Here is a 25297-nt window from a genome sequence, read left to right on the forward strand (position 1 = left end):
GTCTACTTCCCGCGACCCCTGCCCGTGGGGCCCGCGCCACCCTTGCCCTTCGTGCGCGCGGCCCGCTTGGAGAGCACAGTCAGGACCACAGGGACAGCCACCTCGATCGCGCGCGTGACCGTCGGCACGGGAATGCCGGTCTTCTTGGAGACGGCCTTGGCCACCGGCTTGCTCAACTTCGCGAGGACACCGAACATCATTCCTCCTCAGTCATGCGTCAAACGCTACCTATGCCCCGCTTTGTCAGCACCTGGAAGCCCGCCGAAAACTTTTGGGCAACACCGTGCAACCCTTCGGGCACGACGCGTGTCGTATATGGCGTCAGAGCTTCTGAGGGGGGAAATCCAGGATCTGGGGGGATCCGGGGGATCCGGGGGGATCGCGAGGTTCTGGCAGGGGAGGGGAAACCCGAAGGGGTCTGGTCCACAGGGCCAGGCCCCTTCGAAGTTGCCGCGGGCGCGGAAGTTGTCCACAGGCCCCCCGCCCCGGCGTGCGGAAGTTGTCCACAGGCCCGCCGCGTTGTCGGTGCCGGGCGGTAGCGTCGGATCATGTCGAGTCCAGCTGCAGCGATGGCGGTGCTCGAGGGGGTCCTCGAGCGCATCACGTACGCCAATGAGGAGACCGGGTACACGGTCGCGCGTGTCGACACCGGCCGCGGCGCCGGTGACCTGCTCACCGTCGTCGGCGCGCTGCTCGGCGCGCAGGTCGGCGAGTCGCTGCGGATGCACGGCCGCTGGGGCTCCCACCCGCAGTACGGAAAACAGTTCACGGTCGAGAACTACACGACGGTCCTGCCCGCCACCGTCCAGGGCATCCGCCGCTATCTCGGCTCCGGCCTCATCAAGGGCATCGGCCCTGTGATGGCCGACCGGATCACCACCCACTTCGGCGTCGACACCCTCGACATCATCGAGACCGCGCCGAAGCGGCTCGTCGAGGTGCCCGGCCTCGGACCCAAGCGGACGAAGATGATCGCCGCCGCCTGGGAGGAGCAGAAGGCCATCAAGGAGGTCATGGTCTTCCTCCAGGGAGTCGGCGTCTCCACCTCCATCGCCGTCCGGATCTACAAGAAGTACGGCGACGCGTCCATCTCCGTAGTGAAGGACGAGCCCTATCGCCTCGCTGCCGACGTCTGGGGCATCGGCTTCCTCACCGCCGACCGCATCGCCCAGTCCGTCGGCATTCCGCACGACAGCCCGGAGCGCGTCAAGGCCGGTCTCCAGTACGCCCTTTCGCAATCCACCGACCAGGGCAACTGCTATCTGCCCGAGGAGCGCCTCATCACGGACGCGGTGAAGCTGCTCCAGGTCGACACGGGCCTCGTCATCGACTGCCTCGCCGAGCTGGCCGGGGAAGAGGAGGGCGTGGTCCGCGAAGCCCTGCCCGACCCGGACGGGGGCGACGACATAGTGGCCGTGTACCTGGTGCCCTTCCACCGCGCCGAACTGTCCCTCGCGGGGCAGCTGTTGCGGCTCCTGAAGACCACGGACGACCGCATGCCCGCCTTCCAGGGTGTCGCCTGGGACAAGGCCCTCGCCTGGCTCTCGGACCGGACGGGCGCCGAGCTCGCGCCCGAGCAGGAGGAGGCGGTCCGGCTCGCGCTGACCCAGAAGGTCGCCGTCCTGACCGGCGGCCCCGGCTGCGGCAAGTCCTTCACGGTCCGCTCCGTCGTCGAGCTGGCCCGCGCCAAGAAGGCCAAGGTCGTCCTCGCCGCCCCCACAGGACGCGCCGCCAAGCGCCTCGCCGAGCTCACCGGCGCGGAGGCCTCCACCGTCCACCGCCTGCTCGAACTGCGGCCCGGCGGCGACGCGGCGTACGACAAGGACCGCCCGCTCGACGCCGACCTGGTCGTCGTCGACGAAGCCTCGATGCTCGACCTGCTGCTCGCCAACAAACTGGTGAAGGCCGTGCCGCCCGGCGCCCACCTGCTCTTCGTGGGGGACGTGGACCAGTTGCCGAGCGTCGGCGCCGGCGAGGTGCTGCGGGACCTGCTCAGCGACGAGAGCCCCATCCCCGCCGTCCGCCTCACCCGCATCTTCCGGCAGGCCCAGGAGTCGGGCGTCGTCACCAACGCCCACCGCATCAACTCCGGCGTCCCGCCCATCACCCAGGGCATGAAGGACTTCTTCCTCTTCGTCGAGGAGGAGACCGAGGACGCGGGCCGTGTGACGGTGGACGTCGCCGCGTACCGCATCCCGAAGAAGTTCGGCCTCGACCCGCGCCGTGACGTGCAGGTGCTGGCCCCCATGCACCGCGGCCCGGCCGGCGCCGGCAATCTGAACGGCCTGCTCCAGCAGGCCATCACCCCCGCCAGGCCCGACCTGCCGGAGAAGCGGTTCGGCGGCCGCGTCTTCCGCGTCGGCGACAAGGTCACCCAGATCCGCAACAACTACGAGAAGGGCCAGAACGGCGTCTTCAACGGCACGGTGGGCGTCGTCACCGCCCTCGACACCGACGAGCAGCGGCTCACCGTCCGCACCGACGAGGACGAGGAAGTGCCGTACGACTTCGACGAACTGGACGAGCTCGCCCATGCCTACGCCGTGACCATCCACCGCTCCCAGGGCAGTGAATATCCGGCCGTGGTGATCCCGGTCACCACCGGCGCCTGGATGATGCTGCAGCGGAATCTGCTCTACACCGCCGTGACACGCGCCAAGAGGCTGGTCGTCCTGGTCGGTTCGCGCAAGGCTCTGGGACAGGCAGTGCGCACGGTCTCCGCGGGAAGGCGCTGTACGGCCCTGGATTTCAGGCTTTCGGGGCCTGTCGGCCGCCGCGGAGCAGGCCCTGGAAACTTTTGATCGATCAAACGAGTAGGAAACCTCACACAGCACTTCCGGAACCGGGGCGAAGGGGGCAGGATGAGCAGGTTGGCGGCACTGAGTGCCGCCAATAGGCCCAATGGTCGACCCCGAGTGCACTCTCCAGGGCCAAATGGGGGATGGTAGAGACAGTCAGGGCACCTCGAAGAAGAGGCACAACGTCGGTGAGGGATGACGTGAGCGAGAACGCTAACAACGGTGTAGTACTGCGGTACGGCGACGACGAGTACACCTACCCGGTGATCGAGTCGACCGTCGGCGACAAGGGCTTCGACATCGGGAAGCTCCGCGCCCAGACCGGTCTGGTGACCCTGGACAGCGGCTATGGAAACACCGCCGCCTATAAATCCGCCATCACCTATCTCGACGGTGAACAGGGCATCCTCCGGTACCGCGGCTACCCGATCGAGCAGCTGGCCGAGCGCTCCACCTTCACCGAGGTGGCGTACCTCCTGATCAACGGCGAGCTGCCGAAGGTCGACGAGCTGGCCACCTTCAAGAACGAGATCACGCAGCACACGCTGCTGCACGAGGACGTCAAGCGGTTCTACGACGGCTTCCCGCGTGACGCCCACCCGATGGCGATGCTGTCGTCCGTGGTCAGCGCGCTGTCGACGTTCTACCAGGACAGCCACAACCCGTTCGACGAGAAGCAGCGTCACCTCTCGACGATCCGCCTGCTCGCCAAGCTTCCGACCATCGCGGCCTACGCGTACAAGAAGTCGCAGGGCCACCCGGTCGTCTACCCGCGCAACGACCTCGGCTACGTCGAGAACTTCCTGCGCATGACCTTCTCGGTGCCCGCCGCCGAGTACGAGCTGGACCCGGTCGTCGTCGCGGCGCTCGACAAGCTCCTGATCCTGCACGCGGACCACGAGCAGAACTGTTCGACCTCCACCGTGCGTCTGGTCGGCTCCTCGCAGGCGAACATGTTCGCCTCGATCTCCGCCGGCATCTCGGCCCTGTGGGGCCCGCTGCACGGCGGCGCCAACCAGTCGGTCCTGGAGATGCTGGAAGGCATCCAGGCCTCCGGCGGCGACGTCGACACCTTCATCCGCAAGGTGAAGAACAAGGAAGACGGCGTGAAGCTCATGGGCTTCGGGCACCGCGTCTACAAGAACTTCGACCCCCGGGCGAAGATCATCAAGGCGGCGGCGCACGACGTCCTCTCGGCCCTCGGCAAGTCCGACGAGCTGCTCGACATCGCGCTGAAGCTGGAAGAGCACGCGCTGGCCGACGACTACTTCGTCGAGCGCAAGCTCTACCCGAACGTGGACTTCTACACGGGCCTCATCTACCGCGCGATGGGCTTCCCGACCGAGATGTTCACCGTGCTCTTCGCCCTCGGCCGGCTGCCGGGCTGGATCGCCCAGTGGCACGAGATGATCAAGGAGCCGGGTTCCCGCATCGGCCGCCCGCGCCAGATCTACACGGGCGAGGTGCTCCGCGACTTCGTGCCGGTCGAGGGTCGCTGACCCCGGGCCGCACAAGCGGAAAGCGCCCCGCCGCCGATCCCCCCACGGGTCGACGGTCGGGGCGCTTCCCTTTTTCCCGGTGCGGATTCCCCCCACGGGATCCGGCCGGGCGTCTGTGGTTGCCCTGCGGTCTGCCGGGACGCGTACGTACGGGAGGGCCGCTCAAAGCTCCCCGGTGCACGTGCCCCGGCAACGCAATTTCCAGGAACATCCCCCAAGATGTCCCCTGATGTCGGAAGACGTCCCCCAAGACATCTTCCTGCATCGCCCCATTAGACTCTCCTCCCCCCTCAATGGTTACGTTCGGATCACTGTGATCTGCGTCTCTTGCATATGTCCAGTAGATGCGCAAGGACCCCGATATGGGGATTTCGGGACTGGCGTGAGGATGCTGAAACGACCTTGTGAAGGGGTTATGTGAACGTTCTCAGGCGGAGACTGTTGGTCACCACGAAGACCGAGGAGAACGCCATCGCGGCGCCCGCGATCATCGGGTTCAGCAGACCGGCCGCCGCGAGCGGCAGCGCGGCCACGTTGTAGCCGAAGGCCCAGAAGAGATTGCCCTTGATGGTGGCGAGAGTCTTTCGGGAGAGCCTGATGGCGTCGGCCGCGACCCGCAAGTCCCCGCGCACCAATGTCAGGTCGCTCGCCTCGATGGCCGCGTCCGTGCCGGTGCCCATCGCGAGGCCCAGATCGGCGGTGGCGAGCGCGGCCGCGTCGTTCACGCCGTCCCCGACCATCGCCACGACCCTGCCCTCGCCCTGCAGCCGTCGTACGACATCGACCTTGTCCTGCGGCAGGACCTCCGCGCGGACGGAGTCCGGCGCGATGCCCACCGCGCGGGCGACCGTGTCGGCGACGGCCTTGTTGTCGCCGGTCAGCAGCACCGGCGTGAGACCGAGCGCGCGCAGCTCGCGCACCGCTTCCGGACTCGTCTCCTTCAGCGCGTCCGCGACCGCGAGGACCCCGCGCGCGGCGCCGTCCCAGGCGACCAGGACCGCCGTGCGCCCGGCGGCCTCCGCGTCGTCCCGCAGCTTGGCCACCGCTTCGAGGCCCGTCACCCCCGCGTCCGCGAGGAGCCGCTCCCGGCCGACGAGCACCTCGTGCCCCTCCACCGTGCCGCGCACCCCGAACCCGGCGACGCTCTCGAACCCCTCGGGCGCCGGCAGCTCCCCGGCCGCGATCCCCAGGCGGCCGGCGGCGCCCGCCGTGACGGCGCGGGCGACCGGGTGCTCCGAGGCGTGCTCCAGTGCGCCCGCGAGCCGGAGGAGCAGCTGCTCCTGGGTGTCCCCGGCGAGGTGCACGTCCGTCAGCTCCATGCGGCCCGTCGTCACCGTGCCGGTCTTGTCGAGGACGACGGTGTCGACGCGGCGGGTGGACTCCAGGACCTCGGGGCCCTTGATGAGGATGCCGAGCTGGGCGCCGCGGCCCGTGCCGACCATCAGGGCGGTCGGCGTGGCGAGGCCGAGCGCGCAGGGGCAGGCGATGATCAGGACGGCGACGGCGGCGGTGAACGCGGCGGTCACGTCGCCGGTCGCGCCCAGCCAACCGCCGAGCGTGCCGATCGCGATGAGCAGCACCGCGGGCACGAAGATCCCGGCGATCCGGTCGGCGAGCCGCTGCACCTGGGCCTTGCCGGTCTGCGCGTTCTCGACGAGCCGGGCGATGCGCGCGAGCGAGGTGTCCGAGCCGACGCGGGTCGCCCGCACCACGACGCGCCCGGAGACGTTCACGGTGCCTCCGGTCACGGTGGCGCCCGCGCCCACGTCCACCGGCACGGACTCACCGGTCAGCATGGAGGCGTCGATCGCGGACGCGCCCTCGACGACGGTGCCGTCGGTGGCGACGGTCTCCCCGGGGCGTACGACGAAGTGGTCCCCGACGGCCAGCCGCCCGACCGGCACCCGCTGCTCCGTGCCGTCCCGCAGCACCGCCACGTCCTTGGCGCCCAGCTCCAGCAGGGCGCGCAGCGCCGATCCCGCCCTCCGCTTGGAGCGGGCCTCCAGCCAGCGGCCGAGCAGGATGAACGTGACGACGCCGGAGGCGACTTCGAGATAGATGGTGGAGGCCCCGTCACCGGGCGAGGCGGTGAAGTCGAAGCCGTGCCGCATCCCCGGCATCCCGGCGTCCCCGACGAACAGCGCCCACAGCGACCAGCCGAAGGCGGCGAGCGTGCCGACGGAGACGAGGGTGTCCATGGTCGCGGCGGCGTGCCGCAGATTGGTGAACGCCGCCCGGTGGAAGGGCAGGCCGCCCCAGACGACGACGGGCGCGGCCAGCGTCAGCGAGAGCCACTGCCAGTAGTCGAACTGGAGGGCTGGGATCATCGCGAGCAGGACGACGGGCGGCGACAGGGCGGCGGAGACGATCAGGCGCTGGCGCAGGGTGTCGGGCTCGGTGATGTCGGCGGTGGTGGGGGCCGAGGTGCCGTCGGCGGCGGGGGAGAGGGGCTCCGGCGGGGGCGGCACGATCTCCTCGGCCGTGTAGCCCAGCTTCTCGACCAGGGCGATCAGCTGGTCGACCGCGACCCCTTCGCCCTCGTCGTACGAGACCTTCGCCTTCTCCGTGGCGAGGTTGACCGTGGCGGTCACGCCCTCCACGCGGTTCAGCTTCTTCTCGATGCGCGAGGAGCAGGAGGCGCAGGTCATCCCGCCGACGGCGAGTTCGACTTCGGTCATGACTCTTTCGTACTGCTTCCGGGTGGGGGTACGGCGGCGGGCCCTGTGGCGTCGGCGTCGACACCACAGGGCCCGGGGTACCCGGCGGATCGCCGGGCAGGCGTCGCGGCAGGCGCGACGGGGCCTCAGGCCTCGGTGGAGACGAGCTCGTAACCCGCCTCGTCGACGGCGGCGCGCACGGCGGCCTCGTCCAGCGGGGCGTCGGAGACCACGGTGACCCGGCCCGTGGCGGCGACGGCCTTGACGGAGGTGACGCCCGCGATCGCCGAGATCTCCTCGGACACCGCGCCCTCGCAGTGCCCGCAGGTCATCCCCGTCACCTCGTACTCGGTGGTGACGGCGCCCTGCGGCGTCTCGGCGGCGTCGGAGTGGCAGGAACCGCTGGGGGAGCAGCAGGACCCGGTCGTCTCGGAGGCGGCCTGCGGGAGCTCGGTCTGGGCGCTCATGTCGTTCTCCTCGGGGAGGGGATGTGTACGTATGCGGCGTAGCGTGCTGGAGGTGGTCCCGGGAGCCCCGGCGACCTCCTCGCCTCACAATCAGAGACTATACCCCTAGGGGGTATTACTCAACGAGGTGGGGCCGCGCCGGGGCGGACGCGGCCCCGTGACGTCAGCCTCTGCGGCCCCGATTGCCGGGCCGGGCGGCCACCCAGGCCCGGACGGTGTCCGCGTACCAGTAGGGCTTGCCGCCCTCGACGTGGTCGGGGTCCGGCAGCAGTCCGTGCTTGCGGTAGGAACGGACGGTGTCGGGCTGCACACGAATGTGCGCGGCGATCTCCTTGTAGGACCAGAGCCTGCGGTCGGTCATCGGTGGCACCTCCCTGCGCGCGCCCAGGGCGACCGGAAAGGCCGACGGGGGAACTGGGCGTGACGCGTGGCGATCACTCAGCCTGTGCCCCGTGCAACGACACAGGGTGACCACAGGGGGGCGACTGTCGACCGCCTGTGACGCAAGCCCCGCGTTCGTGAGACATGTGTGACAGGACGGGAGTGTTTGTGACAGAAGAGACGCATGCGGACGCGGTCCGGTCCGGCTGTCCGTCCCTTCTCTGCGCGCCGCACGACCTCAGGTCTCTACGCGCCGCACGACCTCAGGTAGGCGCGGGTGCGGCGGGCGACCGGCAGCGGCCTGTCCGGCTCGCACGGGTACATGTCCTGCTCCACGATGGCGAACAGCTCCACGCCGAGCCGCTGGGCGGCCTCGAGGACCGGCCCGAGGGCCGGCATCCCGGCGGGCGGCTCGCACATCACGCCGCGCGCCACCGCGGGCCCGAACGGCACCTCGTGGGCCCGCACCTCCGCGAGGATCTCCGGGTCGACCTGCTTGAGGTGCAGATAGCCGATGCGTTCGCCGTACGTCTCGATGAGTTTGACGCTGTCGCCGCCGCAGTAGGCGTAGTGGCCGGTGTCCAGGCAGAGCGAGACGAGGTCCGGGTCGGTGGCGTCGAGGAAACGGGTGACGTTCTCCTCGCTGTCGATGTGGGTGTCGGCGTGCGGGTGGACCACGACGCGCAGGCCGTACCGCTCGCGGACCTCGTGGGCCAGGCGCTCGGTCTGGGTGGTCAGTTCGCGCCATTGTGCGGGCGTGAGGACGCGGTCCTCCAGGACCTCGCCGGTCTTGTCGTCGCGCCAGAAGGAGGGGATGACGACGAGGTGCTCGGCGCCCATGGCCTGCGCCAGTGCGGCGTTGTCCGCGACGTGGGCCCACGTCTTCTCCCAGACGGCCGGCCCGTGGTGCAGCCCCGTGAAGACCGTGCCCGCGGACACCTTGAGGCCGCGGCGGGCCGTCTCCGCGGTCAGTTCGGTCGGGTCGGTGGGCAGATAGCCGTACGGGCCGAGCTCGATCCACTCGTACCCGGACTCCGCGACCTCGTCGAGGAAGCGCCGCCAGGGGACCTGCCGAGGGTCCTCGGGAAACCAGACGCCCCACGAGTCGGGCGCCGAACCGATCCGGATGCGGGACAGCGTCGTCATGCCAGCCAGACTCCAGGCCGTCTCGGAAGAGTGTCAAGCAGTGGTCCGAATGTAAGGACAAAATGTTGACAGGGTTCCCGGGGCGGGATTAGACCTGGGGGCACATGAACGCGATGAAGGGGCGTGCAGGGTGTCCGATCCGTACGACGTCATCACGATGGGCCGGATCGGGGTGGACCTGTATCCCCTGCAGAGCGGGGTGCCCCTCGCCGAGGTGACCGCGTTCGGGAAGTTCCTCGGCGGCTCGGCGAGCAACGTCGCGGTGGCCGCTGCCCGCCTCGGACGCCGCGCCGCCGTCGTCACCCGCACCGGACAGGACCCCTTCGGCGACTATCTGCACGGCGCGCTGCGGGAGTTCGGCGTCGACGACCGCTGGGTGAGCCCGGTCGCGGACCTGCCGACGCCGGTGACGTTCTGCGAGATCTTCCCGCCGGACGACTTCCCGCTGTACTTCTACCGGCTGCCGAAGGCACCCGACCTGGAGATCTACGAGGCCGAGCTCGACCTCGACGCGATCGCGGCGGCGCGGATCTTCTGGATGACGGGGACAGGGCTGTGCGCGGAGCCGAGCAGGTCGGCGACGCTGGCGGCGCTCGCCCGCCGCGCGCGGTCCGGGATCACCGTCTTCGACCTGGACTGGCGGCCCATGTTCTGGGCCGACCCGGACGAGGCGCGGCCGCACTACGCCGCCGCCCTCGCCCACGCCACCGTCGCCGTCGGCAACCTCGACGAGGTGGAGATCGCCACGGGGCAGCGCGAACCGCTCGCGGCCGCCGGGGCGTTGCTCGACGCCGGCGTCGAACTGGCCGTCGTCAAACAGGGCCCCGCCGGAGTCCTTGCGATGAACAGCGCGGGCGAGGCGGCGCAGGTGCCGCCGCTCCCCGTGAAGGTCCTCAACGGACTCGGCGCCGGGGACGCGTTCGGCGGGGCGCTCTGCCACGGGCTGCTCGCGGGCTGGGACCTGGAGCGGATCATGCGGTACGCCAACGCGGCGGGGGCGATTGTCGCCTCCCGCCTGGAGTGTTCGTCCGCCATGCCTTTTCCTGACGAGGTCGAGGAGGCGCTGGGGGATTCAGCCCAACAGGGGCAGGGCGGGCATGAGTAGCGGCGTGGACGTCTCCGCACTGGTCAGGACCAGGGCCCGGCACCCCGAAGTCATCGCCGAAGCCGCCGCCAGGCGCCCGCGGCGGCCACTGCTCGGCGACACCGGGCGGCTGATGATCGTCGCCGCCGACCACCCCGCCCGCGGCTCCCTCGGCGTGGGCGGCGCGCCCTTCGCCATGGCCAACCGCGCGGACCTGCTCGAACGGCTCTGTCTTGCCCTGTCGCGGCCCGGCGTCGACGGAGTCCTCGCCAGCGCCGACGTACTGGACGACCTGCTGCTCCTCGGCGCCCTCGACGGCAAGGTCGTCATGGGGTCGATGAACCGCGGCGGCATCGCGGGCGCCGCCTTCGAACTGGACGACCGGTTCACCGGGTACCGGCCCGAGGACATCGAGCGCCTCGGCTTCGACGCCGGCAAGCTGCTGCTCCGCGTCGACTACGACGACCCGGGGTCGCTGCGGACCCTGCACTCCGCCGCCCGGGTCGTCGACGCCATGGCCGAGCGCCGGCTGCCCGTCTTCGTCGAGCCGTTCCTCACCGTTCCCCAAGCTCTTGATGAGCAGGGGAGACCCCGACGACGCCGAAGGGCACCCCGCAACGACCTGAGCGCCGAGGCCGTCACCCGGTCCATCGCCATCGCCTCCGGCCTCGGCGGCACCTCCGCCTACACCTGGCTGAAGGTCCCCGTCACCGAGAACCCCGACGACATGGCCCGTGTCATGGAGACCTCGACGCTGCCCGCGGTGCTGCTCGGCGGCGACATCGGGGGAGAGGCCGGGGACGCGGACGCCGCGTTCGAGAAGTGGCGCGGCGCCCTGCAACTGCCCACGGTGCAGGGGCTCGTCGTCGGCAGGGCGCTGCTCTATCCGCCCGACGGTGACGTCGCCGGGGCGGTCGACACCGCCGTAGGACTGCTGTAGCCCTGAGGCATGCCGAGGAGGCCCCCATGACGTACGTACCGAAAGGGAGTGCGGCCGACGGTCCGTACGCCCTGGACATCGATCCGAAAAAGGCGGGTTGGACCTACTCCCACCTGCGTGTCGTCGAGCTCGAACCGGGCGGGCGGCACTCTTTCGACAGCGGGGAGAGTGAATGGATCGTGCTCCCGCTGACCGGCGGCTGTACGGTGCAGACAGCAGACGGGATCATCGAACTGCTGGGCCGCGAGAGCGTGTTCAGCGGAGTCTCCGACTTCGCTTACGTGCCCCGTGATGCCCGGATCCAGATCGCCTCCGGCGCGGGAGGCCGCTTCGCCCTGGCAGGAGCGAAGTGCGAGCGTCGACTCCCCGCCCGCTACGGCTCCGCGCCGGAGGTACCCGTCGAGAGCAGGGGCAGCGGCGGCTGCGCCCGCGAGGTCCGCAACTTCGCCTCCGCGGACGCCTTCGACTGCGACCGGCTCATCGCCGTCGAGGTGATCACGCCCGGCGGCAACTGGTCCTCGTACCCGCCGCACAAGCACGACGAGCACCGCCCCGGCGTCGAGGCGGAGCTGGAGGAGATCTACTACTTCGAGATCGAGGCGCCGGACGGCCGCGAAGGATTCGGGTACCAGCGCGTCTTCCCGTCGCGGGAGGGCGGCACCGACGTCCTCGCGGAGGTCCGCACCGGCGACGCCGTGCTGGTCCCGGACGGCTGGCACGGCCCGTCCATCGCCCAGCCGGGGCACGCGATGTACTACCTGAACGTGATGGCGGGACCCGGCCAGGAGCGGGAGTGGAGGATCTGCTTCCACCCCGACCACACGGAGGGATACCGATGACACAGGTCCAGACGGGCCGTGTGCGGCTCACCACCGCGCAGGCGCTCGTGCGCTTCCTGTCCCGGCAGTACACCGAGCGGGACGGCACGCGGCAGCGGCTGATCGGCGCGACCTGGGGCATCTTCGGCCACGGCAACGTGGCCGGCATCGGGCAGGCACTCGTCGAGCACGCCGAGGAGATGCCCTTCCACCAGGGCAGGAACGAACAGGCCATGGTGCACGCCGCCGTGGGCTACGCCAGGCAGTGCGGCCGCCTCGCCACCCACGCCGTCACCACCTCCATCGGCCCCGGCGCCACCAACCTCGTCACCGGTGCCGCCCTCGCCACCGTCAACCGGCTGCCCGTCCTCCTGCTGCCCGGCGACACCTTCGCGGCCCGCCCCGCCGACCCCGTCCTGCAGCAGCTCGAAGTGCCCTACGCCGGCGACGTGTCGGTCAACGACTGCCTGCGCCCGGTGTCGAGGTACTTCGACCGCGTGACCCGCCCCGAGGCGCTGATCCCCGCCGCGCTCGCCGCGGTGCGGGTGCTCACCGACCCGGCGGAGACCGGCGCGGTCACGCTCGCCCTGCCGCAGGACGTGCAGGCGGAGGCGTACGACTGGCCGGACGAGTTCTTCGCCGAGCGGACGTGGACCGTCCGGCGGCCGGCCCCCGATCCGCGCGAACTGGCCACCGCCGCCGCGCTGGTGCGCACGGCCCGCCGCCCCCTGGTCGTGGCGGGCGGCGGCGTCCACCACAGCGCCGCCGAGGACGCGCTGCGGGACTTCGCCGACGCCACCGGCATTCCCGTCGCCGCCACCCAGGCAGGCAAGGGCGCCCTGCGCCACGACCACCCGGCGGACGTCGGCGGCATCGGGCACACCGGCACGGCCACCGCCGACGGACTCGCCCGCACCGCCGACCTGGTGATCGGCGTCGGCACCCGCTACACCGACTTCACCACCGCGTCCGGCACCCTCTTCGAGGCGCCGGAGGTGCGCTTCCTCAACCTCAACATCGCGCCCTTCGACGGCCACAAGATGGCGGGCGACACCCTGATCGCCGACGCCCGCGCCGGACTCGAAGCGCTCACGCAGGCACTGCACGGCCATCGCGTCGAACCCGCGTACGCCGAGGAGTACACGGACGAAAAGGAGCGCTGGGAGCGGCGCGTCGACGCCGCGTTCCGGGCGGACGAGCCGGACGTGCGCCCGACGCAGGCCCAGGTCGTCGGGCTGCTCGACGCGCTGGTGACGGACGAGGACGTGATCATCAACGCCGCGGGATCGCTCCCCGGCGACCTGCACAAGCTGTGGCGGGCCCGGTCGCCGCGGCAGTACCACGTCGAGTACGGCTACTCCTGCATGGGATACGAGATTCCGGCGGCCATCGGCGTCGCGCTCGCCGCACCGGAGCGGCCCGTGTGGGCGCTGGTCGGCGACGGCACGTACCTGATGAACCCCACCGAGATCGTCACGGCCGTCCAGGAGAAGCTGCCGATCAAGGTCGTCATCCTGCAGAACCACGGCTACGCCTCCATCGGCGGGCTCTCGGAGTCCGTGGGCGGCGAGCGGTTCGGCACCGCGTACCGCTTCCGGGCGCCGGACGGGTCGTACACCGAGGGCCCGCTGCCCGTCGACCTCGCGGCCAACGCGGCCTCGCTCGGCATGCGGGTCCTGCGTGCCGGGACCGTCGGTGACCTGCGGGAGGCGCTGCGCGAGGCGCGCGGGGCAGACCGTCCCACATGTGTCTATGTGGAGACGGAAACGGCAGACACAGTGTCGGGGCCGCCCCCGGCACAGGCGTGGTGGGATGTGCCCGTGGCCGAGACGGCGACCCGGGTGTCCGCGGTCAAGGCCAGGGAAGAGTACGACCGGCACGTCGCTGCCCGACGCCGCCACCTGTGAGAGTAGGGATGCTTGTCATGACGAAGACGGTCAATCACTGGATCGGCGGGAAGGCCGTCGAGGGCGCGTCCGGCAACCACGGCCCGGTCACCGACCCGGCGACCGGCGTCGTCACGACGCAGGTCGCGTTCGCCTCGGCCGACGAGGTGGACGCCGCCGTCGCCGCCGCCCGCGAGGCCTTCGCGAGCTGGGGCACGTCCTCGCTCGCCAAGCGCACCGCGATCCTCTTCAAGTTCCGCGCGCTGCTCGACGCCAACCGCGACGCGATCGCCGAGCTGATCGTCGCCGAGCACGGCAAGGTGCACTCCGACGCGCTCGGCGAGGTCGCCCGCGGCCTGGAGATCGTCGACCTGGCCTGCGGCATCACGGTGCAGCTGAAGGGCGAGCTGTCGACGGAGGTGGCGTCCCGCGTGGACGTGTCGTCGATCCGTCAGCCGCTGGGCGTCGTCGCGGGCATCACGCCGTTCAACTTCCCCGCCATGGTCCCGATGTGGATGTTCCCGCTGGCCATCGCGTGCGGCAACACCTTCGTGCTCAAGCCGAGCGAGAAGGACCCGTCCGCGTCGATGAAGATCGCGGAGCTGCTGAGCGAGGCCGGTCTGCCCGACGGCGTCTTCAACGTCGTGCACGGCGACAAGGTGGCCGTCGACCGCCTCCTGGAGCACCCGGACGTCGCGGCCGTCTCCTTCGTCGGCTCCACCCCCATCGCCCGCCACATCCACGCCACGGCCTCCGCCAACGGCAAGCGGGTGCAGGCCCTCGGCGGCGCCAAGAACCACATGCTGGTCCTGCCGGACGCCGACCTCGACGCGGCCGCCGACGCCGCCGTCTCCGCGGCCTACGGCTCCGCCGGCGAGCGCTGCATGGCCATCTCCGCCGTCGTCGCGGTCGGCTCGATCGCGGACGAGCTCGTCGCCAAGATCAAGGAGCGCGCCGAGAAGATCAAGATCGGCCCCGGCAACGACCCCACGTCCGAGATGGGCCCGCTCATCACCGCGGCCCACCGCGACAAGGTCGCCTCGTACGTCACGGGCGCGGCGGCCGAGGGCTGCGAGGTCGTCCTCGACGGCACCGGCTACACGGTCGAGGGCCACGAGGACGGCCACTGGATCGGCCTCTCCCTGCTCGACCGCGTCCCGACGACCGCCAAGGCCTACCAGGACGAGATCTTCGGCCCGGTCCTGTGCGTGCTGCGCGTCGACACGTACGACGAGGGCGTGGCGCTCATGAACGCCTCGCCCTTCGGCAACGGCACGGCGATCTTCACCCGGGACGGCGGCGCGGCCCGCCGCTTCCAGCTGGAGATCGAGGCGGGCATGGTCGGCGTGAACGTGCCGATCCCGGTGCCCGTGGGCTACCACTCCTTCGGCGGCTGGAAGGACTCGCTCTTCGGCGACCACCACATCTACGGCAACGACGGCACGCACTTCTACACGCGCGGCAAGGTCGTCACCACGCGCTGGCCCGACCCGTCGGACGCGCCGGCCGGGGTGGACCTCGGGTTCCCGCGCAACCACTGAGCCGCCCCCCCCGGCTCCCGAAGCCCCCGGCCCCCCCGGCCGGGGGCTTCGCCATTGGTTCACCGTTCTACGATGTGTGTGCACTACATGAAAGGCCGTGAGCCATGCCGCACATCGACATCGACTACGCCGACACCCTGTCCGGCGTCCTGGATCTGCCGTCCCTGGTGGCGGAGCTGCATCCCCTGGTCGTGGAGCGGGTGGACTCGGTCGGCGTCGGCAAGACGTTCTGCCGCTCCTCGGCGGCCTTCGTGGACGGCAGGCCCGGCGCGCCCTTCGTGCACGTAACCGTGGGTCTGCTGCCGGGGCGCGGGCCCGCAGTGAAGGCGGGGCTCTCCGAGGATGTGCTGGCGCTGCTCGGCAAGCATCTGTCGGGGGTCGAGGGGGCGACGTACTCGGCGGAGGTCCGCGACCTCGATCCTTCCTACCGGCTCCATCCGACGCACTGACCGCAGCTGCTCGGTGACCGAGTGTGGAGCAGGGCCGTCCGGTATCCGGATGGTCCTGATTCTTTTTTGACGCTCCCCTTGCGGTTCCCGTGCACAGGGTGCAATTCGGGCAGCTAAAGCCTCTGTGTTCATACGCCTGCAATATGAAGGTCATCTTCGGTGGCGGCATGTTCATTGAGGCCCGCATCGGCAAACTCTTGGGAATGCGAGGCGACTTGGAGTCGGGCCGTGCTGCGGATTCCGTAGGTAAGTGACCGTTGACGTTCCGGTTGTCCCCGGGGTTCGATGACGCGCCGGGAGCCACAGAAACACGCAGCTCAACCAGCCTTCGGAGGCGATAGCGCTCCCGCCGCATCCCAGACGCATCTCCTGCCGCACGAGTCGATCGGAACCGCGCTCCATGACCGATACGCTTCGCCCGCCCCAGTCCGCCACCACCGAGGCCCCTCCGGTGCCGGTGGCCGTCCCCGGGGATCCCCAGAAGCTCAAGCGTTCCATCGGCGTCGTCGGCGGCACCCTCCTCACGCTGTCGTGCGTGACGCCCGCCTCCACGCTCTTCGTCGTCGTCCCCGACCTCTTCTCCTCGCTCGGCACCGCCACCGCGCTCACCATCGCGATCGGCTCGCTGCTCTGCGTGGGCGTCGCGTTCTGCTACTCCGAGCTGGGCACCCTCATCCCCAGCGCGGGCGGCGAGTACGCGATGGTCTCCACGATGGCGGGCCGCCTCGCCGGCTGGCTGGTCTTCGTCCTGTCCCTGCTGGTCGTGATGATCGTGCCGCCCGTCATCGCCATGGGCACGGCCGACTATCTGGCGCCGGTCGTCCACCTCGACCCGTCCTACGCGGGCGCGGGCGTCATGATCTGCGCGACCCTCGCCGGCCTGCTCGACCTGCGCGCCAACGCGTGGATCACCGGCATCTTCCTGGTCCTCGAAGTCGTCGCGGCGGGCGTCGTCGCCGTCCTCGGCTTCGCGCACGCCGAGCGGGGCCCGGGCAGCCTGGTCGACCTGACGGTGGCGTCCGGCTCCGGCTCGGGCGGCTCCGGCGGCGTCGACACCGTCACCGCGATGCTCATCGTTTCCGGGCTCGCCATCGCCCTCTTCGTCACGCAGGGCTTCTCCACGGCCGTCTACCTCTCCGAGGAGATGGAGAACCCCCGCCGCAACGTCGCGCGCACCGTCCTCGCCACTCTCGCCATCTCCGCCGTGATCATCCTGGTGCCGGTCATCGCCATCACCATGGGTGCGGAGAGCCTCACCGCGCTGACCGAGGGCGACATCAGCGCCATGGTGGCCGCCTGGTCGAACTCGGCGGTCGGCACGTTCGTCAGCCTCTGCGTGGCCCTCGCGATCATCAACGCGGGCATCGTCATGGTCATCCAGAACTCCCGCGTCCTGTTCGCCTCGGCACGGGACAAGGCGTGGCCCTCGCCGGTCAACAAGGCCCTGTCCAAGCTCGGCGCGTCCGGCGCTCCCTGGATCGCCACACTCCTCGTGGGCGTCCCCGGCGCGCTCCTCTGCTTCGTCAACCTGGACACGCTGTACGGCGTGACCGGCGTCTCCGTGACCGGCATGTACCTGCTGGTGGCCGTCGCCGCGCTGCTGGCCCGCCGCGGCTCGCACGGCCACACGGCGGCCTGGCGGATGCCGCTGTGGCCGGCGGTGCCGGTGGTCCTGATCGCGGTGCTCGCGTACGTGCTGAGCCAGCAGGAGGCGGCCTACCTCGGCTGGACCGGGGGGATCGTGGTGGCCGCCACCCTGTACTGGGCGCTGTACCTGCGGCCGCGCCGGGACACGCGGTGGCTGGTGAGCGTGCCGGAGGACGGGCAGGGCTGACGCGGCGGGACGCGTAGCGGGCTTACGCTCCCACCCGCCGCTCCACCTCCGCCCAGTCCGCCGGGTCCAGCTCGACGGAGCCCGCTCCGTCGAGCAGGTCACGGTCCTTGAACCCGCTGGACGTGGAGACGCACACCACGGGCCCCTCCACGGCGGCGGGACCCAGCTGCCGGTACCCCGCGAGCCCCGCCGCCGCGGACAGCTCCGGCCACAGCCCGCCCCGCGCCAACTCGTCCCGCGCGGCGGTCATCTCCGCGTCCGTGACGAGCAGCGCCGCGCCCCCGCTCTCCCGCACGGCGACGACCCCGCGGTATCCGCCCACCGACGAGCTGATCGCGTACGCGGCCGTCTCGCCGACCGGCACCTCCGTCGCGGGCACCCCGTCCCGCAGCGCCGCGGCGAGCGGACCGCCGGCCGCGGGCTCGCAGGAGTAGAGGCGCGGCACCCGGTCGGTCACGCCGATCCGGACCAGCTCCGCGAAGCCCTTCCAGACGCCGAAGAGGAGCTCGCCGTACCCGGTGGGCAGGAACACCGCGCCGGGGACGCCGAGTTCGGCGTAGATCTCGTACGCGAGGGTCTTGTAGCCCTCGGGTCCGAACGCGTGTCCGGTGTGGGTGGGCGTCACGTTGCTGACGGGGTGGTAGCCGAACCGCTCCACGATTCGCCGCAGCAGCGGCCACCGCGCGTCCACGGGCACGGGCAGCACCACGGCGCCGTACGCCCGCAGGAACGCGTCGACCGCGGGAGGCGTGTCCGCCGAGGTGAGCACGGCGCAGCGCAGCCCCGCCCGCGCCGCGTACGCCGCCGCGGAGGCCCCGTGGTTCCCGGACGAGGCGACGACGACGCCCTCCGCGCCCGCGCCGACCGCCGCGCTGACGGTGACGCGGTTGATGCGGTCCTTGTGGCTCCAGGTCGGGTTGCGGGACTCGTCCTTGATCCAGAGGCCGTCGCCGAAGGACACGAGGGGCGTGCCGCCCTCGCCGAGCCCGGGGGCGTGCAGCGGCGGCAGGAGGGGGGCCCACCGGTCGTGGCCGTACGAGTGGAGCGGTGTTGTGGGGGTGAAGAGGTCGGCGGGGACCTTGTCGTAGGCGTAGTCGACCTCGACCGGGTACGACACGGTGTCCGTACTGGTGACCGGGCACCCGGCGGTGAGCGGCGGCCACAGCGGGAAGCGGACGGACGGATCACCCAGCGAACGCTGGCCGGTGGCGAGTGAGTCGAGGGAGGGGAGGGCGTCGAGCGAGTGGGAGTCCCGGGATGTCATGACGGGAGACTCTATTCAGGCGGCGGGCGGTGCGGACGAGTTCAGGTAGGTCAGGACGGCCAGGACGCGGCGGTTGCTGTCGTCGTCGTCACTGATGCCGAGCTTGCCGAACATGGAGGTCGTGTACTTGCTGATCGCGCTCTCGCTGAGGAACAGGCGGCGCCCGATGGCCTGGTTGGAGAGCCCCTCGGCCATGAGGGCGAGGACGGAGTGCTCGCGTTCGGTGAGCCGGTCGAGGCCCCGTCCCGCGGCACCCGCGGACAGCAGCTTCGCGATGACGGCCGGGTCCATGGCGGTCCCGCCGCCCGCGACGCGCTCCAGGGCGCCGATGAACTGGTCGGCGTCGAACACGCTTTCCTTGAGGAGGTAGCCGACGGCGCCCGAGCCGTCGGCCAGCAACTCCCGCGCGTACAACTGCTCGACGTGCTGGGAGAGGACGAGGACCGGCAGGCCCGGCTTTTCCCGGCGGGCGGCGAGGGCCGCGCGCAGCCCCTCGTCCGACTGCGTCGGCGGCATGCGGACGTCGACGACGGCCACATCGGGGCGGAACGTCCGCAGTGCGTCGAGCGTCTCGGGCCCGGTGGCCGCCGTCGCCACCACCTCGTGCCCGCACGCCTCGATCAGGCGGACCATCCCGTCCCGCAGCAGGTGGAGAGTGGGTCTGGCCCCACCCACCCGTGCGTCCAGACGGATACTCCGCAGGTCACCCGCTCCCTAGCGTCATCGGCATGGAAACCCTCACGCACACCTTCCGGACGATCCGGCTCCTCGTCACCCTGTACGGCGCGCTGAGTGCCGCACTCCTCGGCACGGTCGCCGTGCTCGCGGCGACCGGACATCCGGTGAACACGTTCATGTGGGTGCGGGCGGTCCTGCTGCCCCTGGTCGCCGTGGTGATCCACCGGCTGACCGGTTCCGCTTCCCGCGGCTCCCAGCGGGCCCTCGAACGCGTGCGGACCCTCACCGTCGTCATGCCGGTCGCCGTCATCGGCGTCGATCTGATCCCCGGCGTCTGCCCGCCTTGGTACGCGGTCACGCAGACCGTCTGCATGCTGCCCGTCATCGGGGCCGCGCTCCTCACCCGACGTACCGCACCGAGCTCGCGCCTGAGCTGACCGGCGACGCGGATCTCCCCGCGTACCACCACCGCGGTACGCGGGGCGCGGAGTGTACTCCCCGGGGAGGCGGACGGGTTCAGACCGGCGGCTGCCCCGGTTGTCGGTGGGCGCCCGTACCTTTGACGGCATGGATCTACGACTGCCCAGGCCCAGGTTCCCCGTGCCGCGCGGTCCGCGCCGGCTGCTCGCCACCGCGGCCGCCGTCGCGGTCCTCGCCGGCGTGGGCACATGGTCGGCGGTCGCCTCGGACGACGGCCCCGCCGTGCGCAGGGCGGACCGCGTGGTCGACACCGGCGGCGCCCGGATCGCCACCTCGTACTTCACGGCGGGCGACCGGGACGAGAAGCGCCCCGCCGTCCTCATCGGCCACGGCTTCGGCGGCAGCAAGAGCGACGTGCGCGAGCAGGCGGAAGACCTCGCCAAGCAGGGGTACGCCGTCCTGACGTGGTCCGCCCGCGGCTTCGGCGGGTCCACCGGCAAGATCGGGTTGAACGACCCCAAGGGCGAGGTCGCCGACGTGTCGAAGCTGATCGACTGGCTCGCGACCCGCCCCGAGGTGCGGCTCGACAAGGACGGCGACCCGCGCGTCGGCGTCACCGGCTCGTCGTACGGAGGGGCGGTGTCGCTGCTCGCCGCCGGGCACGACAAGCGCGTGGACGCGATCGCCCCCCAGATCACGTACTGGAACCTCGCGGACGCGCTGTTCCCCGACGACGTCTTCAAGAAGCTCTGGGCCGGCATGTTCATCAACACCGGTGGCGGCTGCGAGAAGTTCGAGAAGCGGCTGTGCGCGATGTACGAGCGCGTCGCCGTGACCGGCAAGCCCGACGCGAAGGCGCGCGAGCTGCTCGCCGAGCGCAGCCCGGTCGCCGTCGGCGACCGCATCAAGGTGCCGACGTTCCTCGCCCAGGGCCAGACCGACTCCCTCTTCCCGCTGAGCCAGGGCGACGCCATCGCCAAGGCGGTCCGCGCGAACCACGCGCCCGTGTCCGTCGACTGGATCGCCGGCGGACACGACGGCGGAGACCGCGAGCGCGACCGCGTCGAGCAGCGCATCGGCACCTGGTTCGACCGCTATCTGAAGGAGGACAAGAGCGTCGACACGGGCCCGGCGTTCCGCGTTACCCGCACCGGAGGGATGGACTCCACCGATGGTGCCGCGCGGCAGCGAGGCGCGAGCGACGACCGCTATCCGGGCCTCAGGAGCGGGCCGCGCGCGGTGCCGCTCGGCGGGCGCGAGCAGACCTTCGACAACCCCGCGGGCGCGAGCCCGCCCGCGATCTCCGGGCTCCCCGGAGCCGGCGGCGGCTCGCTCTCCCGGCTGTCCTCCCTGGGCGTCGGCGTCTCCCTGGATTTCCCAGGACAGTTCGCCAAGTTCGACTCGAAGCCCCTCGGCGACGACCTCCGCGTCACCGGGACCCCGACGGTGCGCGCCCACGTGAAGTCCTCCAGCGGCGAAGCGGTGCTGTTCGGGAAGGTGTACGACGTCGGGCCCGACGGCAAGCAGCAGGTCCTGCCCTCCCAACTCGTCGCTCCCACAAGGGTGACCGGCGCGAAGGACGGCAAGGACGTCGAGCTGACCCTGCCCGCCGTCGACCACGAGGTGCAGAAGGGCCACCGCCTCCGCCTCGCCCTCTCCTCGACCGACCTCGGCTACGCGTCACCCGTCGAGCCCGCCAAGTACACCGTCTCCCTGAAGAGCGACCTGAAGGTGCCGACCGCGCCCGGCGTGGAGGCCGCCGCCGCGCCGCTGCCCTCCTGGGTGTGGTGGCTGCCCGCCGCCGCGGCCGTCCTCGCCCTCGGCCTGCTCGTCACCGCGCGCAGGCGCACCACGGCCCCCGCGCCCGACCCGGACCTCACCGAAGTACCCCTCCGGATCACCGACTTGAGCAAGCGGTACGCCAAGTCCACCGACCGGTACGCCGTCCGCGACGTCTCCTTCACCGTGGAGAAGGGCCAGGTCCTCGGCCTCCTCGGGCCGAACGGCGCGGGCAAGACCACCACCCTGCGCATGCTCATGGGCCTCATCCGGCCCGACGCCGGCGAGATCCGCGTCTTCGGCCACGCGATCCGGCCGGGGGCGCCCGTCCTCTCCCGCGTCGGCGCGTTCGTCGAGGGCGCCGGATTCCTGCCCCACCTGTCCGGCCGGGAGAACCTCGAGCTGTACTGGAAGGCCACCGGCCGCCCCGCCGAGGACGCCCACCTGGAGGAGGCCCTGGAGATCGCCGGTCTCGGTGACGCCCTGGCCCGTGCCGTGCGCACGTACTCCCAGGGCATGCGCCAGCGCCTCGCCATCGCCCAGGCCATGCTCGGCCTCCCGGACCTGCTGATCCTCGACGAGCCGACGAACGGCCTGGACCCGCCGCAGATCCGCGAGATGCGCGAGGTCATGATCCGGTACGCGCGCGGCGGCCGCACCGTCATCGTCTCCAGCCACCTCCTCGCCGAGGTCGAGCAGTCCTGCACGCACCTCGTCGTCATGGACCGCGGCCGCCTCGTCCAGGCGGGCCCGGTCGCCGAGATCGTCGGCTCCGGAGACACGCTCCTCGTCGGCCTCGCGACGGACATCCCCGACCCGCTCGTCGAGAAGGTCGCCGCGCTGCCCGGCGTCGCCTCGGCGGTGCGCGCCGACGACGGCATCCTGCTGCGCCTCGACGGCACGGAGCACGCCAGCGCCGTCCGCCTGCTGCCCGAACTGGTCCGCCTCGACGTGCCCGTGGAGTCCATGGGCCCGCACCGCCGCCTCGAAGACGCGTTCCTGACCCTGATCGGAGGCACCGCATGAGCGCCCCCACCCTGGAGCGCCCGACCGCGCCCGGCTACCGCGCGGGCCGCACCCTGCCCCTGCGGGTCGAGGCGGTCCGCCAGCTGAAGCGGCGCCGCACGCTCGTGATGGGCGGCATCATGGCGCTCCTGCCCGTCGTGCTGGTCATCGCGTTCGCCGTCGCGGGCGGCTCACCGGGCTCCCGCAGCGGCGAGGTGACGCTGATGGACACGGCGACGGCGTCCGCCACGAACTTCGCCGCGACGTGCCTGTTCGTGTCGGCGGGTTTTCTCCTCGTCATCCCCGTCGCGCTGTTCTGCGGGGACACGGTCGCCTCCGAGGCGAGCTGGTCCTCCCTGCGCTATCTGCTCGCCGCGCCCGTGCCGCGGGCCCGCCTGCTCTGGTCCAAGATGGCCGTCGCACTCGCCATGAGCGCCGCCGCGATGGTGCTGCTGCCCCTCGTCGCCCTGGCGGTCGGCGCGATGGCGTACGGCTGGGGACCCCTGGAGATCCCCACGGGCGGCACACTCCCCGCGGGCACGGCGACCCGCCGCCTCGTCATCGTCGTCGCCTACGTCTTCGTCTCCCAACTGGTCACCGCGGCCCTCGCCTTCTGGCTGTCGACGAAGACCGACGCCCCGCTCGGCGCGGTGGGCGGCGCGGTCGGCCTGACGATCGTCGGCAATGTCCTGGACGCGGTGACCGCCCTCGGCGGCTGGCGCGACTTCCTCCCCGCCCACTGGCAGTTCGCCTGGGCCGACGCGATCCAGCCGCAGCTGGAGTGGGGCGGCATGATCCAGGGCTCGGCGATCTCGGTGGCGTACGCGCTGGTGCTGTTCGCGCTGGCGTTCCGGGGGTTCGCGCGGAAGGACGTGGTCAGTTGAGGGGGGTTTCGGGCAGTTCACCGCTGTCGAGATAGACCACCAGTGTCTGCTCCGGCTGTTCGGCCAGGTGAAAAGCGGTGTACGCATAATCGACCACTCCCCGTCGCGGATGCCGTAGCCGTTTCCGACCGCTGTGCCGGGCCTGCACCTCGTACTGGGGCCACCAGTCCCGCACCTCCGGACTGCCCTCGTGCAGCTCCTCGACCAGCCGGGTGTACCGCGGATCGCCGGAGTGGCGTGCGGCCAGCGTTCGCAGGCGGGCGAGCAGGCCGCGTGCCTCGGGTTCCCAGTCGAGCAGCACCTCACGGGCCACCGGTTCGAGGAACACCCAGCGGACGAAGTTGGCCGGCCGGTCCGCCTCGGTGATGAGTTTCGGAAACAGTTCGTCGGCCGCCTGATTGCGGCTGAGGACGTCGTAGTTGCCGCCGATGACGTACGCCGGATGCGGCTGGAGCAACAGGGGGACGGCCCCCGCCTCGGCCGTCAACGGCTCGCGTCCCCCGACTTCGGCCGCCGCAGGCACGTGACCGGCGAGCCGGAGGAGATGCTCACGCTCATGGCGGTCGAGCCGCAGCGCCGCGGCGAGGGCGTTGAGCACTTGTTCGGAGACACGGATGTCCCGCCCCTGCTCCAGGTACGTGTACCAGGTGGCGCTGATCCCGGCCAGCAGTGCCAGTTCCTCCCTGCGAAGCCCCGGAGTCCGGCGGCGACCGGTCCGTGGCAGGCCGACCTCACCGGGGGTGAGGCGCTCTCTGCGGCTGCGCAGAAAGGCGCTCAGCTGACGGCGTCGCTCGTGCTGGTCCGGCTGCGTGGGCATGACGGGCACCCTCAGTTCCAGAATAAGTACGGTCTGGATACCAGGGTAAAGCTCCTGAAGAGTGGGGTGCGAGCACAAGGCCACGGCGCTGCCGACGGCCTCACACGGCCCGCCCCGGGCCGGAGGGAGAGGACGACTTCATGTCCGGAATCAAGGGCAAAGTAGTGGCGATCACGGGAGCCAGCAGCGGCATCGGCGAAGCCACCGCGTGGCTGCTCGCCGAACGCGGGGCGCGACTCGTCCTCGGCGCGCGCCGGTCCGAGCGCCTGGCGGAACTGGTGGCCCGGATCGAGAAGGCGGGTGGCTCAGCCGTACAGATCCGCACCGACGTGACCCGGCGGGAGGACCTGCACGCTCTGGTCGCGCTGGCCGGTGAGCGATTCGGCCGACTCGACGTACTCGTCAGCAATGCCGGAGTCGGCACGGTCTCACCCCTCGACGATCTGCGCGTCGACGAGTGGGACCACATGGTCGACGTCAACGTGAAGGGTGTGCTGCACGGAATCGGCGCCGCGCTGCCGGTCTTCCGGGCACAGGGCGCCGGGCACTTCATCACCACCGCCTCCACGGCCGCGTTTCGCATCGTGCCGACCATGGCGGTGTACGCCGGCACCAAGTTCGCGGTCCGGGCCATCTGCGAAGGGCTGCGCCAGGAAGCCGGCGACTCCCTGCGGGTGACCACCGTCTCGCCCGGCCCAACGGTGACCGATTTCGCCGAGGCGTCGACCAACAGCCAGGTCAGAGCGGAGATCACGAAGATGCGGGACCACATCGCGATCCCGCCCGACGCCATCGCACGTTCCATCGCCTTCGCGATCGAACAGCCTGCCGAGGTCGACGTGAACGAGATCGTCGTGCGGCCCACCGCCCAGAGCTGACCCGACCGCTCCTGCGCGGGCCGGACGCCGGCGTAACCGCGTATCCGCATCGCAACCCTTCCGCAACGTCCC

Annotated in this window: 21 protein-coding genes; 13 read left to right on the forward strand and 8 right to left on the reverse strand. The window is 71.1% G+C overall.

The genetic code is table 11. From position 1 onward, the window contains the following. Nucleotides 1–2: 2 nt before the first annotated feature. Complete coding sequence (locus ACZ56E_RS25175) at nt 3–200, reverse strand: hypothetical protein (protein ID WP_468601308.1); 198 nt, start codon at nt 198–200, stop codon at nt 3–5. A 369-nt stretch (nt 201–569) separates the two neighbouring features. Between ACZ56E_RS25175 and recD2 the strand changes: the two genes are divergently transcribed. Together recD2 and ACZ56E_RS25185 are read left to right on the forward strand one after the other, a co-directional pair. Further along, nucleotides 570–2801 (forward strand): SF1B family DNA helicase RecD2, encoded by a 2232-nt coding sequence (recD2, locus tag ACZ56E_RS25180; protein WP_471217777.1) that lies wholly within the window; start codon nt 570–572, stop codon nt 2799–2801. Nucleotides 2802–2998: 197 nt separating this feature from the next. Continuing rightward, a complete protein-coding gene (locus ACZ56E_RS25185) occupies nt 2999–4297 on the forward strand; it encodes a citrate synthase (RefSeq protein WP_398297948.1) in 1299 nt (432 codons plus the stop codon). 413 nt (nt 4298–4710) lie between these two features. Here the strand turns inward: ACZ56E_RS25185 and ACZ56E_RS25190 are convergent, their stop codons facing one another. The 4 genes from ACZ56E_RS25190 to ACZ56E_RS25205 all read right to left on the reverse strand — a co-directional run bounded on the left by ACZ56E_RS25190 (nt 4711) and on the right by ACZ56E_RS25205 (nt 8948). Next, on the reverse strand, nt 4711–6975 hold the full coding sequence (locus ACZ56E_RS25190) for a heavy metal translocating P-type ATPase (RefSeq protein WP_471217482.1): 2265 nt from the start codon (nt 6973–6975) through the stop codon (nt 4711–4713). 125 nt (nt 6976–7100) lie between these two features. After that, a complete protein-coding gene (locus tag ACZ56E_RS25195) occupies nt 7101–7421 on the reverse strand; it encodes a heavy-metal-associated domain-containing protein (RefSeq protein ID WP_468601304.1) in 321 nt (106 codons plus the stop codon). Nucleotides 7422–7584: 163 nt separating this feature from the next. Then, nucleotides 7585–7782, reverse strand: a complete 198-nt coding sequence (locus tag ACZ56E_RS25200; RefSeq protein ID WP_150168108.1) for a MerR family transcriptional regulator — start codon at nt 7780–7782, stop codon at nt 7585–7587. 266 nt (nt 7783–8048) lie between these two features. Beyond that, a complete protein-coding gene (locus ACZ56E_RS25205; protein ID WP_471217485.1) occupies nt 8049–8948 on the reverse strand; it encodes a sugar phosphate isomerase/epimerase family protein in 900 nt (299 codons plus the stop codon). A 157-nt stretch (nt 8949–9105) separates the two neighbouring features. Here ACZ56E_RS25205 and iolC point away from each other — a divergent pair, with 157 nt between their 5' ends. The 7 genes from iolC to ACZ56E_RS25240 all read left to right on the forward strand — a co-directional run bounded on the left by iolC (nt 9106) and on the right by ACZ56E_RS25240 (nt 17500). After that, entirely contained in the window at nt 9106–10053 is a 948-nt protein-coding gene (iolC, locus tag ACZ56E_RS25210; RefSeq protein ID WP_471217779.1) for a 5-dehydro-2-deoxygluconokinase, read from the forward strand. Continuing rightward, nucleotides 10046–10972: a Cgl0159 family (beta/alpha)8-fold protein gene (locus ACZ56E_RS25215; protein ID WP_471217487.1), complete on the forward strand. Its 927-nt coding sequence runs from the start codon at nt 10046–10048 to the stop codon at nt 10970–10972. Before iolC ends, ACZ56E_RS25215 begins: the two co-directional genes overlap by 8 nt. A 26-nt stretch (nt 10973–10998) precedes the next feature. Next, complete coding sequence (iolB, locus tag ACZ56E_RS25220) at nt 10999–11811, forward strand: 5-deoxy-glucuronate isomerase (protein ID WP_471217489.1); 813 nt, start codon at nt 10999–11001, stop codon at nt 11809–11811. After that, nucleotides 11808–13697, forward strand: a complete 1890-nt coding sequence (iolD, locus tag ACZ56E_RS25225) for a 3D-(3,5/4)-trihydroxycyclohexane-1,2-dione acylhydrolase (decyclizing) (RefSeq protein ID WP_471217491.1) — start codon at nt 11808–11810, stop codon at nt 13695–13697. Before iolB ends, iolD begins: the two co-directional genes overlap by 4 nt. A gap of 17 nt (nt 13698–13714) precedes the next feature. Then, the gene (gene mmsA, locus ACZ56E_RS25230) at nt 13715–15217 is read left to right on the forward strand and encodes a CoA-acylating methylmalonate-semialdehyde dehydrogenase (protein ID WP_471217493.1); all 1503 of its coding nucleotides are present in this window, start codon (nt 13715–13717) and stop codon (nt 15215–15217) included. Between the two features lie 104 nt (nt 15218–15321). Then, entirely contained in the window at nt 15322–15666 is a 345-nt protein-coding gene (locus ACZ56E_RS25235; RefSeq protein ID WP_468601292.1) for a tautomerase family protein, read from the forward strand. A 400-nt stretch (nt 15667–16066) separates the two neighbouring features. Further along, nucleotides 16067–17500 carry an APC family permease gene (locus tag ACZ56E_RS25240; protein WP_468601290.1) on the forward strand — a complete coding sequence of 478 codons (1434 nt, stop codon included), beginning with the start codon at nt 16067–16069 and terminating at the stop codon, nt 17498–17500. A gap of 22 nt (nt 17501–17522) precedes the next feature. Here the strand turns inward: ACZ56E_RS25240 and ACZ56E_RS25245 are convergent, their stop codons facing one another. Together ACZ56E_RS25245 and ACZ56E_RS25250 are read right to left on the reverse strand one after the other, a co-directional pair. After that, nucleotides 17523–18764 carry a threonine synthase gene (locus ACZ56E_RS25245; RefSeq protein ID WP_471217497.1) on the reverse strand — a complete coding sequence of 414 codons (1242 nt, stop codon included), beginning with the start codon at nt 18762–18764 and terminating at the stop codon, nt 17523–17525. Between the two features lie 15 nt (nt 18765–18779). After that, the gene (locus ACZ56E_RS25250) at nt 18780–19439 is read right to left on the reverse strand and encodes a response regulator transcription factor (protein WP_471217499.1); all 660 of its coding nucleotides are present in this window, start codon (nt 19437–19439) and stop codon (nt 18780–18782) included. 53 nt (nt 19440–19492) lie between these two features. Here ACZ56E_RS25250 and ACZ56E_RS25255 point away from each other — a divergent pair, with 53 nt between their 5' ends. The 3 genes from ACZ56E_RS25255 (at nt 19493) to ACZ56E_RS25265 (ending at nt 23530) form a co-directional block, all read left to right on the forward strand. Then, on the forward strand, nt 19493–19879 hold the full coding sequence (locus ACZ56E_RS25255; RefSeq protein WP_471217502.1) for a hypothetical protein: 387 nt from the start codon (nt 19493–19495) through the stop codon (nt 19877–19879). Between the two features lie 130 nt (nt 19880–20009). Continuing rightward, nucleotides 20010–22667 carry an alpha/beta fold hydrolase gene (locus ACZ56E_RS25260; protein ID WP_471217504.1) on the forward strand — a complete coding sequence of 886 codons (2658 nt, stop codon included), beginning with the start codon at nt 20010–20012 and terminating at the stop codon, nt 22665–22667. Continuing rightward, the gene (locus ACZ56E_RS25265; RefSeq protein WP_471217506.1) at nt 22664–23530 is read left to right on the forward strand and encodes an ABC transporter permease; all 867 of its coding nucleotides are present in this window, start codon (nt 22664–22666) and stop codon (nt 23528–23530) included. The genes ACZ56E_RS25260 and ACZ56E_RS25265 overlap by 4 nt, the downstream gene beginning before the upstream one ends. On the opposite strand, the gene ACZ56E_RS25270 is transcribed toward ACZ56E_RS25265, so the two are convergent. Further along, on the reverse strand, nt 23523–24347 hold the full coding sequence (locus ACZ56E_RS25270) for a helix-turn-helix transcriptional regulator (RefSeq protein ID WP_471217508.1): 825 nt from the start codon (nt 24345–24347) through the stop codon (nt 23523–23525). The genes ACZ56E_RS25265 and ACZ56E_RS25270 overlap by 8 nt on opposite strands. A 140-nt stretch (nt 24348–24487) precedes the next feature. Here ACZ56E_RS25270 and ACZ56E_RS25275 point away from each other — a divergent pair, with 140 nt between their 5' ends. After that, a complete protein-coding gene (locus tag ACZ56E_RS25275; RefSeq protein ID WP_471217509.1) occupies nt 24488–25225 on the forward strand; it encodes an SDR family oxidoreductase in 738 nt (245 codons plus the stop codon). The last annotated feature ends 72 nt before the right edge of the window (nt 25226–25297 follow it).

The sequence above is a fragment of the Streptomyces sp. NPDC039480 genome (assembly GCF_055597165.1).

Bases quoted from the DNA above. Each gene is read 5' to 3' on its own strand.
- ACZ56E_RS25175 (WP_468601308.1), bottom strand. From the start codon at position 200: ATGATGTTCGGTGTCCTCGCGAAGTTGAGCAAGCCGGTGGCCAAGGCC.
- recD2 (WP_471217777.1), top strand. From the start codon at position 570: ATGGCGGTGCTCGAGGGGGTCCTCGAGCGCATCACGTACGCCAATGAG.
- ACZ56E_RS25190 (WP_471217482.1), bottom strand. From the start codon at position 6,975: ATGACCGAAGTCGAACTCGCCGTCGGCGGGATGACCTGCGCCTCCTGC.
- ACZ56E_RS25195 (WP_468601304.1), bottom strand. From the start codon at position 7,421: ATGAGCGCCCAGACCGAGCTCCCGCAGGCCGCCTCCGAGACGACCGGG.
- ACZ56E_RS25200 (WP_150168108.1), bottom strand. From the start codon at position 7,782: ATGACCGACCGCAGGCTCTGGTCCTACAAGGAGATCGCCGCGCACATT.
- ACZ56E_RS25205 (WP_471217485.1), bottom strand. From the start codon at position 8,948: ATGACGACGCTGTCCCGCATCCGGATCGGTTCGGCGCCCGACTCGTGG.
- iolC (WP_471217779.1), top strand. From the start codon at position 9,106: ATGGGCCGGATCGGGGTGGACCTGTATCCCCTGCAGAGCGGGGTGCCC.
- ACZ56E_RS25215 (WP_471217487.1), top strand. From the start codon at position 10,046: ATGAGTAGCGGCGTGGACGTCTCCGCACTGGTCAGGACCAGGGCCCGG.
- iolB (WP_471217489.1), top strand. From the start codon at position 10,999: ATGACGTACGTACCGAAAGGGAGTGCGGCCGACGGTCCGTACGCCCTG.
- iolD (WP_471217491.1), top strand. From the start codon at position 11,808: ATGACACAGGTCCAGACGGGCCGTGTGCGGCTCACCACCGCGCAGGCG.
- mmsA (WP_471217493.1), top strand. From the start codon at position 13,715: ATGACGAAGACGGTCAATCACTGGATCGGCGGGAAGGCCGTCGAGGGC.
- ACZ56E_RS25235 (WP_468601292.1), top strand. From the start codon at position 15,322: ATGCCGCACATCGACATCGACTACGCCGACACCCTGTCCGGCGTCCTG.
- ACZ56E_RS25240 (WP_468601290.1), top strand. From the start codon at position 16,067: ATGACCGATACGCTTCGCCCGCCCCAGTCCGCCACCACCGAGGCCCCT.
- ACZ56E_RS25245 (WP_471217497.1), bottom strand. From the start codon at position 18,764: ATGACATCCCGGGACTCCCACTCGCTCGACGCCCTCCCCTCCCTCGAC.
- ACZ56E_RS25255 (WP_471217502.1), top strand. From the start codon at position 19,493: ATGGAAACCCTCACGCACACCTTCCGGACGATCCGGCTCCTCGTCACC.
- ACZ56E_RS25260 (WP_471217504.1), top strand. From the start codon at position 20,010: ATGGATCTACGACTGCCCAGGCCCAGGTTCCCCGTGCCGCGCGGTCCG.
- ACZ56E_RS25265 (WP_471217506.1), top strand. From the start codon at position 22,664: ATGAGCGCCCCCACCCTGGAGCGCCCGACCGCGCCCGGCTACCGCGCG.
- ACZ56E_RS25270 (WP_471217508.1), bottom strand. From the start codon at position 24,347: ATGCCCACGCAGCCGGACCAGCACGAGCGACGCCGTCAGCTGAGCGCC.
- ACZ56E_RS25275 (WP_471217509.1), top strand. From the start codon at position 24,488: ATGTCCGGAATCAAGGGCAAAGTAGTGGCGATCACGGGAGCCAGCAGC.